Annotated in this window: 14 protein-coding genes; 9 read left to right on the top strand and 5 right to left on the bottom strand. The window is 63.9% G+C overall.

Annotated features, from left to right (window positions below; genetic code table 11):
• Nucleotides 1–149 precede the first annotated feature (149 nt).
• Nucleotides 150–1,190: a L,D-transpeptidase family protein gene (locus IVB28_RS24190; protein WP_247529532.1), complete on the top strand. Its 1,041-nt coding sequence runs from the start codon at nt 150–152 to the stop codon at nt 1,188–1,190.
• 25 nt (nt 1,191–1,215) lie between these two features.
• Here IVB28_RS24190 and IVB28_RS24185 read toward each other — a convergent pair whose 3' ends face one another.
• Both IVB28_RS24185 and IVB28_RS24180 read right to left on the bottom strand, forming a co-directional pair.
• Nucleotides 1,216–2,073, bottom strand: a complete 858-nt coding sequence (locus tag IVB28_RS24185; protein WP_247529531.1) for a VOC family protein — start codon at nt 2,071–2,073, stop codon at nt 1,216–1,218.
• Nucleotides 2,074–2,220: 147 nt separating this feature from the next.
• Entirely contained in the window at nt 2,221–3,411 is a 1,191-nt protein-coding gene (locus IVB28_RS24180; RefSeq protein WP_247529530.1) for a urate hydroxylase PuuD, read from the bottom strand.
• A gap of 208 nt (nt 3,412–3,619) precedes the next feature.
• On the opposite strand from IVB28_RS24180, the gene IVB28_RS24175 reads away from it, so the two are divergent.
• Nucleotides 3,620–4,954: a sorbosone dehydrogenase family protein gene (locus IVB28_RS24175; protein ID WP_247529529.1), complete on the top strand. Its 1,335-nt coding sequence runs from the start codon at nt 3,620–3,622 to the stop codon at nt 4,952–4,954.
• Between the two features lie 179 nt (nt 4,955–5,133).
• On the opposite strand, the gene IVB28_RS24170 is transcribed toward IVB28_RS24175, so the two are convergent.
• Nucleotides 5,134–5,934 carry an SDR family NAD(P)-dependent oxidoreductase gene (locus IVB28_RS24170; RefSeq protein WP_247529528.1) on the bottom strand — a complete coding sequence of 267 codons (801 nt, stop codon included), beginning with the start codon at nt 5,932–5,934 and terminating at the stop codon, nt 5,134–5,136.
• Between the two features lie 255 nt (nt 5,935–6,189).
• On the opposite strand from IVB28_RS24170, the gene IVB28_RS24165 reads away from it, so the two are divergent.
• From IVB28_RS24165 to cyoD, 4 genes are read left to right on the top strand one after another with little or no spacing between them, the layout of a single operon-like run.
• The gene (locus tag IVB28_RS24165; RefSeq protein WP_247529527.1) at nt 6,190–7,023 is read left to right on the top strand and encodes a cytochrome ubiquinol oxidase subunit II; all 834 of its coding nucleotides are present in this window, start codon (nt 6,190–6,192) and stop codon (nt 7,021–7,023) included.
• Complete coding sequence (gene cyoB / locus IVB28_RS24160) at nt 7,013–9,013, top strand: cytochrome o ubiquinol oxidase subunit I (RefSeq protein WP_247529525.1); 2,001 nt, start codon at nt 7,013–7,015, stop codon at nt 9,011–9,013. Before IVB28_RS24165 ends, cyoB begins: the two co-directional genes overlap by 11 nt.
• Nucleotides 9,013–9,654: a cytochrome (ubi)quinol oxidase subunit III gene (locus IVB28_RS24155; protein ID WP_247529524.1), complete on the top strand. Its 642-nt coding sequence runs from the start codon at nt 9,013–9,015 to the stop codon at nt 9,652–9,654. The genes cyoB and IVB28_RS24155 overlap by 1 nt, the downstream gene beginning before the upstream one ends.
• Entirely contained in the window at nt 9,651–10,037 is a 387-nt protein-coding gene (gene cyoD, locus IVB28_RS24150) for a cytochrome o ubiquinol oxidase subunit IV (protein ID WP_247529523.1), read from the top strand. Before IVB28_RS24155 ends, cyoD begins: the two co-directional genes overlap by 4 nt.
• Before the next feature lie 298 nt (nt 10,038–10,335).
• On the opposite strand, the gene IVB28_RS24145 is transcribed toward cyoD, so the two are convergent.
• Nucleotides 10,336–11,124, bottom strand: coding sequence for a thermonuclease family protein (locus IVB28_RS24145; protein WP_247529522.1), 789 nt, complete (start codon nt 11,122–11,124; stop codon nt 10,336–10,338).
• Between the two features lie 200 nt (nt 11,125–11,324).
• Here IVB28_RS24145 and IVB28_RS24140 point away from each other — a divergent pair, with 200 nt between their 5' ends.
• From IVB28_RS24140 to IVB28_RS24130, 3 genes are all read left to right on the top strand, one after another.
• The gene (locus tag IVB28_RS24140; RefSeq protein WP_247529521.1) at nt 11,325–12,923 is read left to right on the top strand and encodes a GMC family oxidoreductase; all 1,599 of its coding nucleotides are present in this window, start codon (nt 11,325–11,327) and stop codon (nt 12,921–12,923) included.
• A 7-nt stretch (nt 12,924–12,930) separates the two neighbouring features.
• A complete protein-coding gene (locus IVB28_RS24135; protein ID WP_247529520.1) occupies nt 12,931–13,380 on the top strand; it encodes a hypothetical protein in 450 nt (149 codons plus the stop codon).
• Nucleotides 13,381–13,473: 93 nt separating this feature from the next.
• Entirely contained in the window at nt 13,474–14,499 is a 1,026-nt protein-coding gene (locus IVB28_RS24130) for a trypsin-like peptidase domain-containing protein (protein ID WP_247529519.1), read from the top strand.
• Between the two features lie 298 nt (nt 14,500–14,797).
• On the opposite strand, the gene IVB28_RS24125 is transcribed toward IVB28_RS24130, so the two are convergent.
• Nucleotides 14,798–18,274 carry an indolepyruvate ferredoxin oxidoreductase family protein gene (locus IVB28_RS24125; protein WP_247529518.1) on the bottom strand — a complete coding sequence of 1,159 codons (3,477 nt, stop codon included), beginning with the start codon at nt 18,272–18,274 and terminating at the stop codon, nt 14,798–14,800.
• Nucleotides 18,275–18,285 lie beyond the last annotated feature (11 nt).

Here is an 18,285-nt window from a genome sequence, read left to right as displayed (position 1 = left end):
GGATGAACGGCCAGCGATGAGCCGGCGATAGGAAGTTCTTAACCTTCCGATTGCGGCAAAGCTGCGGTCTGGTCGGTTCCTTCGGTGTTACTACGGTGTTCCCAAAGATAAACTGCCCGCGGATTTTTGGATCATTGTTTGGGACGATCATGATGCGATGGATGCTTAGCGCGGTGATGTCGCTGTGGTTCATTTGCCCGGCGCTCGCAGGCAATCTCGATGCGAGAGCGGTGAACGACGCCGCGCGTCCCGAAAAGCAGCCGGCTGCGGACAAGATCACCGCGCCGGTGACGAAGCTTCAGATTTTGCTCGACCGTGCGCAATTCTCTCCCGGCCAGATCGACGGCAAGCTCGGCGAAAACGCGCAGAAGGCGCTCAAGGCGTTTGCCGAGCAGAACGGTGTCGGATTCGACAAGACGATCGCCCCTGAACTCTGGGACAAGCTGAACGCAGCGAGCGAAGGTCCTGTCCTCGTCGACTACAAGATCACCGACGCAGATGTGAAGGGACCATTCCTCAAGAAGCTGCCGGCCAGGCTCGATGACATGAAGTCGCTGGAGGCGCTGAGCTACACCAGTCCGCTCGAAGGGCTCGCGGAAAAATTTCACATGAGCGAAGAGCTGTTGAAGGAGCTCAATCCGGGAAAGGCGTTCGACAAAGCCGGCGAGACAATTGTCGTGGCCAATTTGCCGGTGCGACGGGAGCTTCCGCGCATCGTCCGGATCGAGATCGACAAGACGCACGCGACGCTGAAGGCTTACCAGGCCTCCGGTCGTCTGGTCGCGTTCTATCCGGCGTCAATCGGCAACCCGGATCGTCCGACGCCGGCGGGGACGCTGAAGGTCACCGGCACCCATGAGCAGCCGACCTACCACTACAATCCGGAGTACAAGTTCAAGAGCGTAAAATCCAAAAGGCCATTTGAGATCAAGCCCGGTCCCAACAACCCCGTGGGATCGTACTGGATCGGGCTGTCGGCGCAGGGCTACGGCATTCACGGGACGGCGGAGCCGGACAAGGTCAGCAAATCCGCCTCACACGGCTGCATCCGGTTGACCAATTGGGACGTGCGCGTGATCGGCGAGAACGTCAAGCGCGGCACGCCCGTCGTCTTCCTCGATGCGCCGACGGAATCTTCCTCGCAGCAGCAAGGCAAGGCGGCCGGCAAGCGCCCTAAGGCCGCTGGATAAGCAGGCGTTGAAGAATTGGTTCAAATCAGCTGGCAATGAAGGCGAGCAGGGTGCCGTTGGCCTTGGCGGGTGGCACGCAGATCGCAGGTCCACTGCGCACGGCCACCGAGCCCAGTGCCTTCTCGGTTGCCGCGAGGTCGGCGCTGACGAGCACCAACCCCGCGCCGCCACGCTCGGACAGCCCGGCGAGCGGCACGCCGGGATAGCGCCTGGCGAGCTGGTCCAGCGTCAAATAGACGAAGTCGGCGCGGTCGCCGCCGGAGGGCACCGTAACCGCGCCATCGGCTTCGGTCTTCGGCTCACGGTCGATCAGCCGTCCCAGATGCGCGGCTTCCGGTGCGGGATCGGGCGTTGCGATCAGCGTCTGCTTGATCCGCTTGGCTGCGTTGGCGTGTTTCATGAGTTCGGGAATCCACACCGTTTCGCGGGTCTTGTGCTGACAGGCGAAGATGCGCACGCCGCCAGGCGCTTCCGCGGTCGGCCACATGAAGGTGCGGAATTTTGCCGCCGAGACGGTGCCATCAGGCAGCCTCACCGGCCGCTCGAAATCGGTCGGGCCGATCGGCGTCAGGCCACGCGCGCGGATCTCCTCGGCGCCAGCGGCGGAATCGACTGCGGTGAAAGCGATGCGCTCGATACCTTCGCCGCGCTTGTCCAGGAACGCGCGCGCCGGCGCGTTGTGCTCGGTGGCCACGAGCACGCCAAGCAGCTCCATATAGTCGGGGTCGAACATGATGGTGTAGTTGCCGGTGCCCATATGCGCACTATGCGTGCCGCGCGGGGAGACGGCGAAACCGAGCCGCCGATAGTTTTCGGCCGCCTTGTCGAGCTCCTGCACCATGATTACGGCGTGGTCGATACCGATGACGTTGTTGAGGGCCACTGTTCTTTCCCCGCGAATGCAAGCTGACTTCAGGCCGCACCGGCGACCGGAGGTCTTGTCTACGCCGGATAGGCGGTCGAGTCATTTTCTAATCGACAGGCGATGTGGAATTTCATTCCGCGAGATGCAGGTTCGACGCGCGTGCCGTCAGCGCGCCTGCTCGATATAGGCGGCAAGGATCGCACGCTCCTCGCTGGTCATTTCGGTGATGTTGCCCGGCGGCATCGCGCTGGACCAGGCCGCGACACGGCCGATCAGGCGGATGTTGCGATCGATGTGCTCGGGCGCATCGAGCAAAATGCCCTTCGGCGCGGTCACGATGCCGGCCCAGACCGGCTCGGCCGCGTGGCACATGCTGCAGCGGGACGTCACGATCTCCTCGACATTGGCGAGCGTCGGCGGCGGCCGCAGTGCGCCTGTCTTCACCTGGCGCGGGCCGGACGCGGAGAGGAAGAGGATCGCGACCACACCCATTGCCGCCACGCCCCACACCCACCAGGGCGATGTGCGCCCGGCATGCCGTTCGTTGAAGAAGTGCCGGATCACGGGGCCGAGCGCCAGGATGATGGCGACGATGATCCAGTTGAAGCGGGTGGCGTAGAGCAGAGGATAGTGATTGCTGATCATCAGCACGACCACGGGGAGCGTCAGATAATTATTATGGATCGAGCGCTCCTTGCTGGCCTTGCCGAGCTTCGGATCGGGCGCCTGTCCCGCGATCAGGCTGGCCACGATCTTTTTCTGGTTCGGGATGATCAGCGCGAAGACGTTGGCGACCATGATGGTGCCGATGATCGCGCCGATCTGGTTGAAGGCGCCGCGTCCGCTCAGCACATGGGTGAAGGCATAGGTCAGCGCGACCAGGAACAGATAGCCGCCGATGGCGAAGGGCAGCTCTCGTTGCGCAAGCCCGGTGCGGCAGGCGGCCTCATAGAGCAGCCACGCCAGCGCGAGGCTAAAGAAGCTGAACAGCCCGGCCTGGAATGACGTGAGGTCGAGGACCGACCTGTCGACCAGAAACAAATCGGCCTCGAGATAATAAACCACCACCATCAACGCGAAGCCGGACAGCCAGGTGGTATAGGCCTCCCATTTGAACCAGGTCAGCTCGTCCGGCATTTGGCTAGGTGCCACCAGATATTTCATGATCCGGTAGAAGCCGCCGCCATGGACCTGCCAGGCCTCGCCCTGCACGCCGTCGGGCAGGTCACTCCTTGATCGGAGGCCGAGATCGAGGGCAATGAAGTAGAAGGAACTGCCGATCCAGGCGATCGCGGCGACCACATGCAGCCAGCGGAGTAGCAGGCTCGCCCATTCCGATATGATGGATCCCCACATGATCATCCCGACAATTGCGACAGCGATGCCGCAGCTTTGATGACCGCAACCCCGCTCTACCAATGTGTCGCACCTATCCACGATGTTTTCCAGTACGATGGGTTGCGCCTGATGCACATCGTGCGGGCATCAGCTGACGTGGGATGCGGCAGCGCTTCGACCTGCCGCATTGGTGTCAATGTTCGAGACTGCAGTCCGGGAGGACAACGTGAAAAGCAGAATATTGTTTGTAGCGATGTCCGCGGGACTGCTGGTTGCGACCGGCGCCAAGGCCGAGCCGGTGCTCCAGGGTAAGGATGCCTATGGCGATTGGCGGGCCGACAAGCCTGGTACGGTCAGGCTGATTCGGCCGCAGGATCTGATCAAGCCCGGAGCGACGCGGTCCGTGGCGAGTTCGTCACGCGTGGTGCCGCGTCCGCCGGACGCGGAGCTTCAGGTGCCGGCAGGATTCAGGATCGAGCTCTTCGCCGAAGGCCTGCGCGCGCCGCGCATCATCAGGGTGGCGCCGAACGGCGACGTGTTTGTTGCGGAGACGCGGGCCGGCAGCATCCGCGTCCTGCGCGCAGGCGAGGGAGGCAAGGTCGCGACCAACGAGGTGTTTGCGACCGGGTTGAGGCAGCCATTCGGCATCGCCTTCTTTCCGAATGGCGACAATCCGCAATGGGTCTATGTCGCCAACACCGACAGCGTCGTCCGCTTTCCCTATCAGGCCGGCGATCTCAAGGCGCGCGGCAAGGCCGAGACGATCGTGGCAAGCCTGCCGCATGACGGCGGCCATTCCACCCGCGACGTCGTCTTCACGCCTGACAACAAGCGCATGCTGGTATCGGTCGGCTCGCTCAGCAACGTCGCCGAAGGCATGGGCACCCCGCCGGGCGGGATGGAGGCCTGGTCGAAGGCGCAGCCGCTCGGCGCGACCTGGGCCAGCGAGACCGAGCGCGCCGCGGTCCTTGCGTTCACCCCCGACGGCAAGGACCGCAAGATCTACGCCACCGGCATCCGCAATTGCGTCGGCCTTGCGATCCAGCCGCAGACCGGACTGCCCTGGTGCTCGACCAACGAACGCGACGGTCTCGGCGACGATCTGGTGCCCGATTACGTCAGCAGCGTAAAGGAGGGGGCGTTCTACGGCTGGCCCTGGTTCTATATTGGCGGCAACGAGGATCCGCGCCACGCCGGCGCGCGGCCGGACCTCAAGGACAAGGTGACGGTGCCGGACGTGCTGATTCAGCCGCATTCGGCCTCGCTCGGCATGACGTTTTATCAAGGCGCGCAGTTTCCGCTCGAGTACCAGGGCGACGCCTTCGCCGCCGAGCACGGCTCCTGGAATCGGTCGAAGCGAACCGGCTACAAGGTGATCCGCATCCGCATGAGAGATGGCAAGCCGGCCGGGGAGTATGAGGATTTCGTCACGGGGTTTGTGGTGAGTGATAGCGAAGTGTGGGGCAGGCCGGTGGGGGTAGCGGTTGCGAAGGATGGATCGCTGCTGGTTTCGGAAGATGGCAACGGCACGATCTGGCGGGTGACAAGCGTGCGGCCATGAAGGTGCACCCTCGCCCCTTGTGGGAGAGGGTGGCTCGCCGCATAGCGGCGAGACGGGTGAGGGGTCCTATCCGCGAGTCGCTTCACCAGTTTAGTTCGTGGATGTAACCCCTCATCCGGCGCTTCGCGCCACCTTCTCCCACAAGGGGAGAAGGGAAGAAGCACTGGGCTCGCGTCGACCTACCCGCGCCTCACGCTCGCCCCGCCGTCAACCGGCAGCGTCACGCCGGTGATGAAGTCCGCTTCATCCGACGCCAGGAACAGCGCGGCGTTCGCGACGTCCCATCCGGTGCCCATTTTCCTGCGCAGCGGCACCTTGCTGTCGCGTTCGGCTTCGACCTCGGCGCGGGTCTTGTGCCATTCGCGGGCACGGGTATCGACGGCCATCGGCGTGTTCATCAGGCCGGGCAGGATGACGTTGGCGCGGATGCCGTATTCGGCGTTCTGGTAGGCGAGCTGTTCGGTGAAGGCAATCATCGCTGATTTCGTCGCCTTGTAGGCGACGTAAGGGTAGGTCGTGATCGCCGCCATCGAGGAGATGTTGATGATGGCGCCGCTTCGCTGCGCGCGCATGATCGGGATCACCTCTTTGGCGGCGAGGATACAGCTCTTCAAATTGATGGCGACGACGCGATCGAATGCCTCCTCGGTCAGTTGCAGCAGCTCGGCATCGCCGCCGGCAAGGCTGACGCCGACATTGTTGTGCAGCACGTCGATCCGACCCCAGCGCGATTGCGCATCCGTCACCATCGCCTTGATGTCGGCCGACTTGGTGACATCGGCTTTGAAGGCCGCGGCGGTGCCTTGCGTTGCGGCAATCATCGCAACCGTTTCCTGCGCCGATTCCAGGTGATGGTCGACGCACAAAACTTTGGCGCCCTCGCGCGCGAAGGTCAGCGCGGTGGCGCGGCCGTTGCCCATGCCTTCGCCGGGGCTCTGTCCGGCGCCGACGACGATCGCAACCTTGTCCTTCAAGCGCATCTCATTTCACTCCCCGGCTGGAATCCTGTTCATCCCATTATTTTCGTGCAGATTAGCAACGGCCCTGCGCGGATAGAAGGGCGGTCCCCTGCGTTCATGTCATTGACATGACATGGAATTGCATGTTGCGGCCGGCCCGTCCTGCATGGCTGCCCCTTGCGGCCCAGGAACCGTTCCGAGGTCGCGGCGTTTGTTGCGGAGCCTTTCCCGCGCTAGGCTCTGTCCCGGGGCTTCCCAACCGCCAGTGGCTTGCCGATGAATCTGCTCGATCCGCAAGGGCCTGTGGCTGCGGCCAACAGCACCATCCTGGTCGATTCCGTCTTCATCATGCTCGTGATCGTGGTGCCCACCATTTTCGCGATATTGGCCTTCGCGTTCTGGTTTCGCGCCTCCAATCCGCGCGCGCGGTTTCAACCGGCCTTCGTCTATTCCGGCCGGGTCGAGATGGTGGTGTGGGCCATTCCGGCGCTCACTGTCATTCTGCTCGGCGGGGTCGCCTGGATCGGCTCGCACCAGCTCGATCCCGCAGCGCCGGTGCCGGGCACTGGCAACCCGGTCCGTATCCAGGCAGTCTCGCTCGACTGGAAATGGCTGTTCATTTATCCGGATCAGCGCATTGCAACAGTCAACACGCTGACGGTGCCTGCCGGCGCCGAGCTGAATTTTCAGCTGACGTCGTCCAGCGTGATGAACACGTTCTTCATCCCGCAGCTTGGCAGCATGATCTACACCATGAACGGCATGGTGACGAAGCTGAACCTGCGCGCCGACAATGAAGGCAAGCTGCAAGGATTGTCGGCGCATTTCTCCGGCGATGGTTTTCCCGACATGATGTTCGACGTCAACGTGATCTCGCCGCTCGCGTTTCCGGATTGGGTGGCAAGCACGGCGAAGACCGATGCCGTATTGAACGAAGACAACTACAAGAAGCTGATGCAGCAGGGCGTCGAGAAGGGCAGGCCGACCTATCGTCTGGAAGACCCGCGCCTGTTCGACCTGATCGCGACACAGCACATTCCGCCAGGTCCTGGGCCGGAGCTCGCATCCGAAGCGGGCCCGACTCACAGTGGAGGCCATGATGCTCGGTAAGCTCGATTGGTCCGCCATTCCGTTCGACCAGCCGATTCCGCTCATCGCAGGCGCGGTGGTGCTGATCGCGATCCTCGCGGTGCTGATCTGGGTCGTGGCGAAGGGACACCTGCCCTATCTCTGGCACGAGTGGATCACCAGTGTCGATCACAAGCGGATCGGCGTCATGTACATCCTGCTAGCCTCGGTCATGCTGCTGCGCGGCGGCAGCGACGCCATCATGATGCGGATCCAGCAGGCGGTCGCCTATCAGTCGCAGGGCTATCTGCCGCCGGAGCACTACAACCAGATCTTCTCGGCGCACGGCACCATCATGATCTTCTTCGTGGCAATGCCGTTCGTGATCGGGCTGATGAACCTCGTCGTGCCGCTCCAGCTCGGCGTGCGCGACGTCGCGTTCCCGACGCTCAATTCGGTCGGCTTCTGGCTGACCGCGACCGGCGCGCTGCTGGTCAATCTCTCGCTCGTCATCGGCGAATTCGCGCGCACCGGCTGGCTGGCCTTTCCGCCGTTGTCGGAATTGTCCTATTCACCGGGCGTCGGCGTCGACTACTACGCCTGGTCGCTACAGATATCCGGCGTCGGCACGCTGGTGGCCGGCATCAATCTCGTCACCACCGTGCTGAAGCTGCGTACCAAAGGCATGAACTATCTGCGCATGCCGATGTTCTGCTGGACCACGCTGGCCTCGAACCTGCTCATCGTCGCGGCCTTTCCGATCCTCACCGCCACGCTCGCGATGCTCTTGCTCGACCGCTACCTCGGCTTTCACTTCTTCACCAACGAGGCCGGCGGCAACGTCATGATGTTCATGAATTTGATCTGGGCCTGGGGCCATCCGGAGGTCTACATCCTGGTGCTGCCGGCGTTCGGCATCTTCTCGGAGGTGGTGTCGACCTTCTCCGGCAAGGCGCTGTTCGGCTATCGCTCCATGGTGCTCGCGACCATGGCAATCTGCGTCGTCTCCTTCATGGTCTGGCTCCACCATTTCTTCACGATGGGCGCGGGCCCCGACGTGAACGCCATCTTCGGCATCGCCAGCATGATCATCGCGATACCCACCGGCGTGAAGATCTACAATTGGCTGTTCACGATGTATGGCGGCCGCATCCGTTTCGAGACGCCGATGCTGTGGTCGGTCGGCTTCATGGTGACGTTCATCGTCGGCGGATTGACGGGCGTCCTGCTCGCTGTGCCGCCGGCCGACTTCATGCTTCACAACAGCATGTTCCTGGTGGCGCATTTCCACAACGTCATCATCGGCGGGGTGCTGTTCGGCGCCTTCGCCGGCTTCGAATACTGGTTCCCGAAGGCGTTCGGCTTCCGCCTCGACGAACGCTGGGGCAAGGCCGGGTTCTGGTTCACCTTCTTCGGCTTCTTCATCACCTTCGTCCCGCTCTACATCGCCGGCATGCTCGGCATGACCCGGCGGATGCAGCATTATGACGTCGCGGCGTGGCGGCCCTGGATGATCGTCGCGGCCGTTGGCATGGCCGTGCTGACGATCGGGGTGATCTGCCAGATCGTGCAGCTCGTGGTCAGCATCCGCAACCGCGAGGCCTTGCGCGACCGCACTGGCGATCCCTGGGACGGTCGCTCGCTCGAATGGGCAACCTCGTCGCCGCCGCCCGTGTTCAATTTTGCCTTCAATCCGGATGTTCGTGGCGAGGACGCCTATTGGGACATCAAGGCCAGTGCCAAGCAGCAATCCGTTGATGCCGATAGGCCCGAATATCAGGACATCGAGATGCCCAGGAATTCGCCGACCGGATTCGTCTGCGCGTTCTTTGCCACCCTCATGGGCTTTGCACTGATCTGGCATATCTGGTGGATGGTGATCTTGGGCGGCTTGGGCGCGTGGGCGACCTTCGTCGTGTTCGCCTGGCGCGACCACGACGAGTACGTCATCCCGGCCGAGGAGGTCGCGGCGATAGACCGCGTCAATGTCGAGGAGCGGCGCGGCCTTGTCAGCATGGCGGGGACAGTCTGATGACGATGACCGCGACAGCTGGCCACGCCCATGCCGATCCCCATCACATCGGTGTCGTCATCGAACACCCGGGACCCGCGCCGAAGCGGATCGTGACCGCCTACGGCTTCTGGATCTTCCTGCTCTCGGACATCGTGATGTTCTCCTGCTTCTTTGCAGCCTATGCGGTGCTGGTCGGCCAGACCGCCGATGGACCGAAGGGCTCTGAGATATTCGAACAGGGGAATGTCGCGATCGAGACGGTCTGCCTGCTCTTGTCGAGCTTCACCTGCGGCATGGCCAGCATCGCCGCCGACGTGCGCAACCGGTTCTGGTTCTATCTCGGCATGGCCGTCACTTGCGTGCTTGGGCTGATATTCCTCGTCCTCGAGTTCCGCGAATTCGCCGATCTCATCGTGCGCGGCTATGGCCCGTCGCGCAGCGCGTTCCTGACCGCGTTCTTCTCGCTGGTCGGCTGCCACGGCCTGCATGTCTCGGCCGGCGTGTTGTGGCTGCTCACCATGACGGCCCAGGTGTTCGCAAAAGGCTTTCGGGCCGACATATTGCGCCGGATGATGTGCTTTGCGCTGTTCTGGCATGCGCTCGACATCATCTGGGTCGCAGTGTTCTCGGTCGTCTACCTGCTTGGGAGTGGCACATGAGCGATCAGACGCATATGCCGGCCGGGCACGATCTCGCGCCGGGTGACGAAGAGCAACACAGTGTCGGCGCTCGCATCCTCGGTTACGTGGTTGGCCTTGTCCTGGCGCTGCTGCTCACGGCGACGTCGTTCTTCATCGCCGGTACCGATCTGGTCTGGCAGCCATCCATCCCCGTCGCGCTGATCGTGCTCGCGATCGCGCAGATGGGCGTGCACCTGGTGTTCTTCCTGCACATCACCACCGGACCCGACAACACCAACAACGTGCTGGCGCTCGCCTTCGGGCTTCTCGTCGTCTTCCTGGTGGTCGGAGGGTCGGTCTGGATCATGGCGCATCTCAACGCGAACATGCCGCCGATGGACCAGATCATGATGCGCCAATAGCGCGGGACGATGCGCCGCGATGCGCTGACTTCGTTACGCCATCATGGCCAGGACGGGCCCTGTCATGACGGATCTGGCTTGCAGCACCGCACAAAAAGAAGAGCCGCTTGTGGTGACAAGCGGCCCAAGTCTAGGGAGGAAACGCCCAAGCAAGGCAATCGGGCCTGAGCCGGATTGCTGCCAAGGAAACGCACGCGCAAGCGCTTGCGTCCGCATAGAATGCGGCAACGCCCCGTGAAGTTCAATTCCGGATCAATACGGTCTCGGACTACCACTCACGGGTGCGTGAACGACTTGCTCACTTTGGGCGGCGGCAATTATAGGCCTTGCGGAATCCGGCCGCCTGGGCGTCGTCCTCCGAGCAGAACCAGCGGTCCGGCTTGGTGGTCGCCGGATAGCTCGGGCAGCCCCGCAGATGATAGATGCCGATATTGCCGGTGACGCGGGCGCGCACCGCGAGCTTGCCCTTGATGCTGCAGCTCGGCGGCATCGTCAGCTCGTCCGGGAACAGCACTGCGCGGATTTCCTTGTCCCGGTCCTGGCGGCAGGCAGCGCCCAGCAGCGCGCCATCCTTCTTGCCGGCGCGGAAGTCTTGCGGTGCAACAAAGCAGCCCTTCCAGATTCCCGCGGCGGCTGTCTTGGCTTCGGTCGCGGCCGACTTGACGTTCGCCTTGATCGGCTCCCGCGCGATAGCAAAGCCGAGCTTGACCAGCTGTTCGTTCAAAGTCGATTTGTCGCCCTCCGCCGTGCAGATCGCCCGGTGCCGCTTGCCAAAACTCTTTTCCGGCCCGACATCGTCACAGCGCACCGCCCGCTTGCCGATCAGTTTGGCCAGCTGATCGCGAGCCTCGATGCCGCAGGTCCAGGGATCGGCGTGATCATCGATACAGACCTGGTCCAGCTCGGGCGCATCGACGCCGTCGAGCCGATAGGTGGCATCGCCAAGCTGGATGGAGTTGCCGTCGCGGACATTCGCGGCGGCGGTCAGCGCGGAAGCCGGCTCGGAGGACGCCAGGAATCCGGACAAGGCGAAAAACCCAACGAGCGCAAAAGCCCGGGTAGCGGCAAAAACATTTCGGAAGGACATGCGGTCTCGCTATCGATGGCTCGGTCGCCTGTTCCTAGCATCCGGATGTGGCGTTACCAATGGTCTGCATCCTGCGAGGTGCGACATTCCGGCCTCGCGGCTTTACTCCCCGCCCGCTCTGATCCTATCGTTCGGAGGCCTTGCCAACTGTGCAGGCCGAATCGCCCGGAAAGCGGCGAGGGCGGGAGGAAAAGGTTGCGATGAAAGACCCCGTGGACGTCCTGATCATCGGCGCCGGCGCTTCGGGCGCTGCGGTGGCGTGGTCGCTGGCCGAGACCAAGATGCACATTCTCTGCCTGGAGCAGGGCGGCTGGATGAACCCGGCGGAATATCCGAGCACGGGCCGGGACTGGGAGGCGAAATTCTACGGTGAGTGGTCGTCCAGCCCGAACGTCCGCGGTCGTCCCGAGGACTACCCGATCAACGACGACAATTCGCCGATCAAAGTCGTCAACTACAACGCCGTCGGTGGCTCGACGGTGATGTACACCGCGCACTGGCCGCGGCTGCATCCCTCCGATTTCAAGGTGAAGACACTGGACGGCGTCGCCGACGACTGGCCGATCGACTACGACGCGCTGACCCCATTCTTCGAAGAGAACGACCGCATGATGGGCACGTCCGGTCTTTCGGGCGATCCGCTCTCGCCGCTCACGTATCCGCCGATGCCGCAGCAGCCGCTCGGATTGTCCGGCGCCATCATCGGCAAGTCCATGAATAAGCTCGGCTGGCACTGGTGGCCGTCGGACACGACGGTGGCGACGATGGATTATGAGGGCCGGGCCCGTTGCATCAATCTCGGCCATTGCACGCCGGCCTGCGCGCAGGGCGCAAAGTCTTCCACCGACATCACCTATTGGCCGCATGCGATCCGCGCCGGCGTCGAGCTGCGCACCCATTGCCGCGTGCGCGAGATCACTACCGACGAGAACGGCATGGCTTCGGGCGTGGTCTATTACGACAACGACGGCGTCGAGCAGTTCCAGCCCGCGCATGTCGTCATCATCGCCTGCAATGGCGTCGGCACGCCGCGACTGCTGCTGAACTCGGCGTCCTCGCGCTTCCCGAACGGCCTTGCCAATTCGTCCGGTCTCGTCGGTAAGAATCTGATGTTCCACCCTTACGCGCAGATCTACGGCTATGTGAAGGAGCCGACCGACTCCAACCGCGCGCCGCCGACCTGCCTGTGGAGCAAGGAGTGGTATGACACGGACCCCTCGCGCGGCTTCGTCCGCGGCTATGGCGTGCAGTTCGTGCGCGGGGCAGGGCCGGTGTTCGAGGCTGTCGTCAGCGAGCAGAAGGGCATTCTGCCGTGGGGCGAGGACCATCACCGCGTCTTCCGCAAGCTCAACGGCCATCGCTTAGGCTTCTCCGCGATCTGCGAGGATTTGCCCGAGGAGCATAATCAGGTCACCCTCGATCCGGTGCTGAAGGACGGCCACGGCATTCCCGCCCCGAAGATCGACTACACGATCAGCGAGAACAGCCGCAAGATGATGGAGCATGCGCTGGCGCGCGGCCGGGAGATCCTCGAGACGGCAGGGGCGACCGACATCTGCATCAACTCGCCCATCCCCTGGGGCGGCTGGCACCTGCTCGGCACCGCGCGGATGGGCACCGACTCCGAGCGCTCCGTCGTCAACGAATGGGGCCGCACGCACGATGTGAAGAATCTCTTCATCGTCGACGGCAGCATCTTCGTCACATCGGGCGGCGTGAACCCGACCTCCACCATCCAGGCCCTCGCGCTGTACATCGCCGACCAGATGAAGCAGCGCCTCGCCAATTTGTTTGATTGAGGCCATCATGTCCGCAGACACTCAACTGACGCGCGCGCAGCGCGATGAACTCCGCACCGTCGCCGCGATGATCGTTCCGGCCAGCGGCGAGTACAATGTGCCCGGCGCCGACGATCCCGCCATCCAGGCCGATATGCTGGCAACGCTCGGCCGTGACACCAAATTGGTGGCGGCAGCGCTGGATCATCTGGCGCGGCTGGCAGGTCGGCCGCTCGGCGAGCTCGATGCCCCCAGGCGCGATGCGGTGGCGCAGGAGTTTCGCAAGCATGGCGGCGCGGCCGCCGCAACGCTCGTCCGTGTCGTGCTACAATGCTACTACCGTGATGACCGGGTGCTGGGCTCGCTCGGGCTCGAACTGCGCGCCCCATTCCCCAAGGGGCATGTGCTGGAAGATGGCGACTGGTCGCTGCTCGACCCGGTCAAGGCAAGGGGCGGCACGCTGCGGCGGGCGCCCTAGCCATCTGGGTAGTCCAAGCCCTGCGCTCCCTGGCGGGCACCTTGCGAGGCAGGGAACAGGCCACCATCTTTGTGAGCCTCAAGGACTCCTGCCATGTTGGACTTCACCTCAGATATCGTCGATGACGCACCCTCATCGCGAACGACAGCGTCTGCTGCGGTCGACGACCGGGCCTTGCTGGACGCCTATTCCAATGCCGTGATCGACGTGACCGACCGCGTCGGCCCTGCCGTCGTGCGCGTCGAGACCGGGCCGAAAGTGCCGAACGGCCGCGAACGCGGCGGGCTCGGCTCGGGCATCGTGATCTCGCCGGACGGACTCGTTCTCACCAACAGCCATGTGGTCGGCTCCTCCAGGGAGATCCGGCTGCGCGACGTCGAGGGCCATGTCGGCGAGGCCCAGGTGCTCGGCGTCGATCCCGACACCGATCTTACGCTGCTGCGGGCCAATGGCTCGCGGCATCTGCCCTATGCCGCGCTCGGCAACTCCAAGAATTTGCGTCGCGGCCAGCTCGTGATCGCGATCGGCAATCCGCTCGGCTTCGAATCGACCGTGACCGCCGGCGTGGTCTCGGCGCTCGGACGCTCAATCCGCTCGGTCAGTGGCCGCACCATCGAGGACGTGATCCAGACCGATGCCGCGCTCAATCCCGGCAATTCCGGTGGTCCCCTGGTCTCGTCGAATGCCGAGGTGATCGGCATCAACACTGCCATCATCAACGGTGCTCAAGGCATCTGCTTCGCGGTTGCCAGCAACACCGCGCAATTCGTGCTGTCGGAGATCATCCGCCACGGCTATGTCCGCCGCGCCTATATCGGCGTTGCCGGACAGACGGCACCGGTCCCTCGGCGGCACGCGGTGCTCGCCGGGGTCGAGAACAAGATGGGCGCGCTGCTCGCGCAGATCGAGCCGGATGGACCGGCGGCGAAGGCGGGCCTGCTCCCGGGCGATGTCGTGATCAGGCTGGACGGTGTCGGCATCAACGGGGTCGACGATTTGATCCGCGTGCTCGATCGCGATCGCATCGGCCGGCGGCTTGCCATGGAGGTGCTGCGGCTCGGCCGCCTGCGGGCCATCGACATCGACCCGATCGAGCGCAAGCCGCAACGCAGCACATGATCCGGAAAAGTGCGAAGCGGTTTTCCGTTAAGATCATGTCCAAAAAATAAAGCGCTCGACGGTCCGGGCGGAATATGACGGTGTCATGCCTCGCGTCCCGACCCTTGCCGCATGATACCGGCGCATGAGACCTACAAACGCCGCAACGACACCGGTCTAGCCATCTTCCCAACTGTCATGCCCGCGAAGGCGGGCATCCAGTAGTGCAGAGACTACGAGATTCCAACGAGCGCTGCGGCGTCTGGATCGCCCGCCTTCGCGCGCGATGACAGCGGTGCGTGCGGCAATAGCCCGGGCGCTACTCCGCCGCCGCCGCAAAGCGGCTGTTCTCCAGCTCCGCTTGCAGCCGCGCCGTCTCGGCGGTCGCCAGCTTGATATTGGCTTCCTTGACGTGGCCGAAGCCGCGGATCGTTTCCGGCACGCGAGCGAGCCGTGCCAGCAGCGGAATCTGCGCTGCTTTCAGTCCCGCGATGCGCTGGTCGATCATGGCGAGATAATCCTCGACCAGCTTGCGCTCGGTCCGGCGCTCCTCCGTGCGGCCGAACGGATCGAACGCGCCGCCGCGCAGGAACTTCAGCCTGGCCAGCGCGCGGAAGGCGTGGATCATCCGGCCGCCGAATTCCTGTTTCTGAAGACGACCCGTTGTCTTGTCGCGCTTGGCGAAGATCGGCGGAGCGAGGTGGTACTTCAGCGCGAAGTCGCCGTCGAATTTCTCCGACACTTTCTTCGCAAAGCTGCCATCGGTGTAGAGCCGCGCGACCTCGTACTCGTCCTTGTAGGACATCAGCTTGAACAGGTTTTTCGCGACGGCCTCGGTCAGCTCCGTGGACGCCGGCGAGGCCGCATTCTCGGCCATGCGCACCTTGGCAACGGCCGCGACGTAGCGGTCGGAATAGGCCTTGTCCTGATAGCCGGTCAGGAATTCGGCGCGGGTCGCGATGATGTCTTCGAGCGATTTCACCGGCGCTGATGCCCTGTCCTTGAACTGGAGCACGCTGCGCACCCGCGACATATCGTGGGCGGCAAGGCGCCCCCAGGTGAAGGCAAGCTTGTTCATCTCGATCGCCGCGCCGTTGATCTCGAAGGCGCGGAGCAGGGCTTCCAGCGACAGCGGGATCGCGCCCTTCTGGAAGGCGAAGCCGAGCATGAAGGGATTGGTCGCGATAGAATCGCCCATCAGCGCTGAAGCAACGCCCGTCGCGTCGATGATGTCGAGATTCTTGTCGCCGACGGCGTCGCGCAGCACGGTCTGCATCGTGCCCATCTCGAAATCGAGATCGGGGTTTTGCACGAAGCTCGCGGTCGGTTGCAGATCGGCGTTAATATACGCTTTCGTTACGCCGCGTTCGGCGCGGCTGAGCGCGGCGGGACCCGCCGAGACGATCATGTCGCAGCCGAGTATGACATCGGCGCCGCCGGTGGTGATGCGAACCGCTGAGATGTCCTCCGGCTTCGGGGCGATGCGGACATGGCTCATCACCGCGCCGTTCTTCTGCGACAGGCCCGTGAAATCCAGCGCCGAGCAGCCGCGGCGGTCGACATGCGCGGCCATGCCGAGCAGGGCGCCGATGGTGATGACGCCAGTGCCGCCGATCCCGGTGACGAGGATGTTGTAGGGTCGATCAAGCTCACGCATGGGCGGCAGCGGCAGGTCGGCGAACAATTGTCCGGAATCGACGGCCGACGTCTTCATGCGCTTCGGCGTGCCGCCGTGCACGGTGACGAAGCTCGGGCAAAAGCCTTCGACGCAGGAATAGTCCTTGTTGCAGTTCGACTGGTCGATCTGGCGCTTGCGGCCGAACTCGGTCTCCAGCGGCTGCACCGAGACGCAGTTGGAGGCCTGCGAGCAGTCACCGCAGCCTTCGCAGACGAGCTCGTTGATGAAGGCGCGTTTTGCGGGGTCGGGATAGAGCCCGCGCTTGCGACGGCGACGTTTTTCCGCGGCGCAGGTCTGGTCGTAGATGATGACCGTGAGGCCCTTGATGTCGCGCAGCTCGCGCTGCACCGCGTCGAGCTCGCGGCGATGATGGGTGGTCGCGCCTTGCGGGAAGTAGTTTCCTTGCGGGTACTTGCCGGGATCGTCCGAGACGATCGCGAGCCGCTTGACACCCTCGGCCCAGACCTGATGTGCGATCTGCGCGACGTTGAACGCGCCTTCGGCCGGTTGGCCGCCGGTCATCGCGACGGCGTCGTTGTAGAGGATCTTGTAGGTGATGCTGATGCCGGCGGCCGATGCCGCGCGCAGGGCGAGCAACCCGGAATGGGTGTAGGTGCCGTCGCCGAGATTCTGGAAGATGTGGGTCTCGGTCGTGAAGGGCGACTGGCCGATCCAGTTCACCCCCTCGGCGCCCATATGCGAGATCAGATCGGTGCGACGGGTCGGCATGCTCAGCGCCATGCCGTGGCAGCCGATGCCGGCCATGGCGCGGCTGCCTTCGGGCACGCGCGTCGAGGTGTTGTGCGGACAGCCCGAGCAGAAGAACGGCGTGCGCGCGAGCTTGATCGGCGCGCTTGACGTGACGGAGTTGTCGAAGGCTTCGAGGCGCGCGAGGCGCTGCTCCAGCAAGGGGCTGTGATGGCCGAGCTTGCGCAAGCGTGCCACCAGCGCGCCCGCCACGATGGTCGGCGTCAGCTCGCCTTCGCTCGGCAACAGCGGCGCGCCGGTTTCGTCGCGCTTGCCGGTGACAGTCGGGCGCCTGGATGCATCGATATTGTAGAGGATGCGCATCAGCTGGTCTTCGATGAAGCCGCGCTTCTCCTCGACCACGAGCACGTCCTGGAGACCCTCGGCAAAACGTTTCGCGCCGCTTTCCTCCAGCGGCCAGGTCAAAGCGACCTTGTAGATGCGAAGGCCCAGATCCTGCGCGCCCTTGTCGGTAATGCCCAAGTCGGCGAGTGCCTGGCGCAGATCGAGATACGCCTTGCCGGTCGCGACGATGCCGAGCCGCGCCGGCTTTGAATCGAGCACGATGCGATCGAGCTGGTTGGCGCGGGCAAAGGCCTGCACTGCGGCCATCTTCGGGCCGAACAGGCGCCTCTCGGCCTCCAGCGGCGGATCCGGCCAGCGGATGTTGAGGCCGCCGGGGGGCATCTCGAAATCATCGGGCAGCTTGATCCGGATGCGTTCGGGATCGCTGTCAATCGAGGCGGAGCTCTCGACGGCCTCGCTGATCGCCTTGAAGCCGACCCAGCAGCCGGAGAAGCGGGACAGCGCGAAGCCAACGATGCCGAGGTCGAGATAGTCCTGGAGCGTCGCGGGATTGATCACCGGGATCAGCGCCGCCGCGAACACCTGCTCGCTCTGATGCGCCAGCGTCGAGGACTGGCAGCCATGGTCGTCGCCGGCCAGCGCCAGCACGCCGCCATTCCGCGAGGTACCCGCCGCATTGGCATGCTTGAGCGCATCGACCGAGCGGTCGACGCCGGGCCCCTTGCCGTACCAGATGCCGAACACGCCATCGACCTTGGCGCCGGGAAACAGGCCGACCTGCTGGCTGCCCCAGACGGCGGTCGCCGCAAGGTCCTCGTTCAGTCCGGGGACGAAGGCGATGTCGTGCTGCTGAAGGTGCGACTTCGCGCGCCACAGGGCGTGATCGTACATGCCAAGCGGGGAACCGCGATAGCCCGAGATGAAGCCGCCGGTATTGAGCCCCTGAAGCCGGTCGCGTTCGCGCTGCAACATGGGCAGGCGGACCAGGGCTTGTGTGCCGGACAGGAAGATCCGCTTCGATTCGAGCCGGTATTTATCGTCCAGCTCGACCTGCAACAGCGTCATTTCAGGAGTCC

It is taken from the genome of Bradyrhizobium sp. 199 (assembly GCF_023073355.1).
In the GTDB taxonomy this organism is placed as follows: domain Bacteria; phylum Pseudomonadota; class Alphaproteobacteria; order Rhizobiales; family Xanthobacteraceae; genus Bradyrhizobium.
The sequence above is the reverse complement of the archived record's forward strand: the minus strand, read 5'-3'. Positions and strand labels throughout refer to the sequence as shown.

Coding starts and splice junctions, on each gene's coding strand:
- IVB28_RS24190 (WP_247529532.1), top strand. CDS start 150: ATGATGCGATGGATGCTTAGCGCGGTGATGTCGCTGTGGTTCATTTGC.
- IVB28_RS24180 (WP_247529530.1), bottom strand. CDS start 3,411: ATGTGGGGATCCATCATATCGGAATGGGCGAGCCTGCTACTCCGCTGG.
- IVB28_RS24170 (WP_247529528.1), bottom strand. CDS start 5,934: ATGCGCTTGAAGGACAAGGTTGCGATCGTCGTCGGCGCCGGACAGAGC.
- IVB28_RS24165 (WP_247529527.1), top strand. CDS start 6,190: ATGAATCTGCTCGATCCGCAAGGGCCTGTGGCTGCGGCCAACAGCACC.
- cyoB (WP_247529525.1), top strand. CDS start 7,013: ATGCTCGGTAAGCTCGATTGGTCCGCCATTCCGTTCGACCAGCCGATT.
- IVB28_RS24155 (WP_247529524.1), top strand. CDS start 9,013: ATGACGATGACCGCGACAGCTGGCCACGCCCATGCCGATCCCCATCAC.
- cyoD (WP_247529523.1), top strand. CDS start 9,651: ATGAGCGATCAGACGCATATGCCGGCCGGGCACGATCTCGCGCCGGGT.
- IVB28_RS24145 (WP_247529522.1), bottom strand. CDS start 11,124: ATGTCCTTCCGAAATGTTTTTGCCGCTACCCGGGCTTTTGCGCTCGTT.
- IVB28_RS24140 (WP_247529521.1), top strand. CDS start 11,325: ATGAAAGACCCCGTGGACGTCCTGATCATCGGCGCCGGCGCTTCGGGC.
- IVB28_RS24135 (WP_247529520.1), top strand. CDS start 12,931: ATGTCCGCAGACACTCAACTGACGCGCGCGCAGCGCGATGAACTCCGC.
- IVB28_RS24130 (WP_247529519.1), top strand. CDS start 13,474: ATGTTGGACTTCACCTCAGATATCGTCGATGACGCACCCTCATCGCGA.
- IVB28_RS24125 (WP_247529518.1), bottom strand. CDS start 18,274: ATGACGCTGTTGCAGGTCGAGCTGGACGATAAATACCGGCTCGAATCG.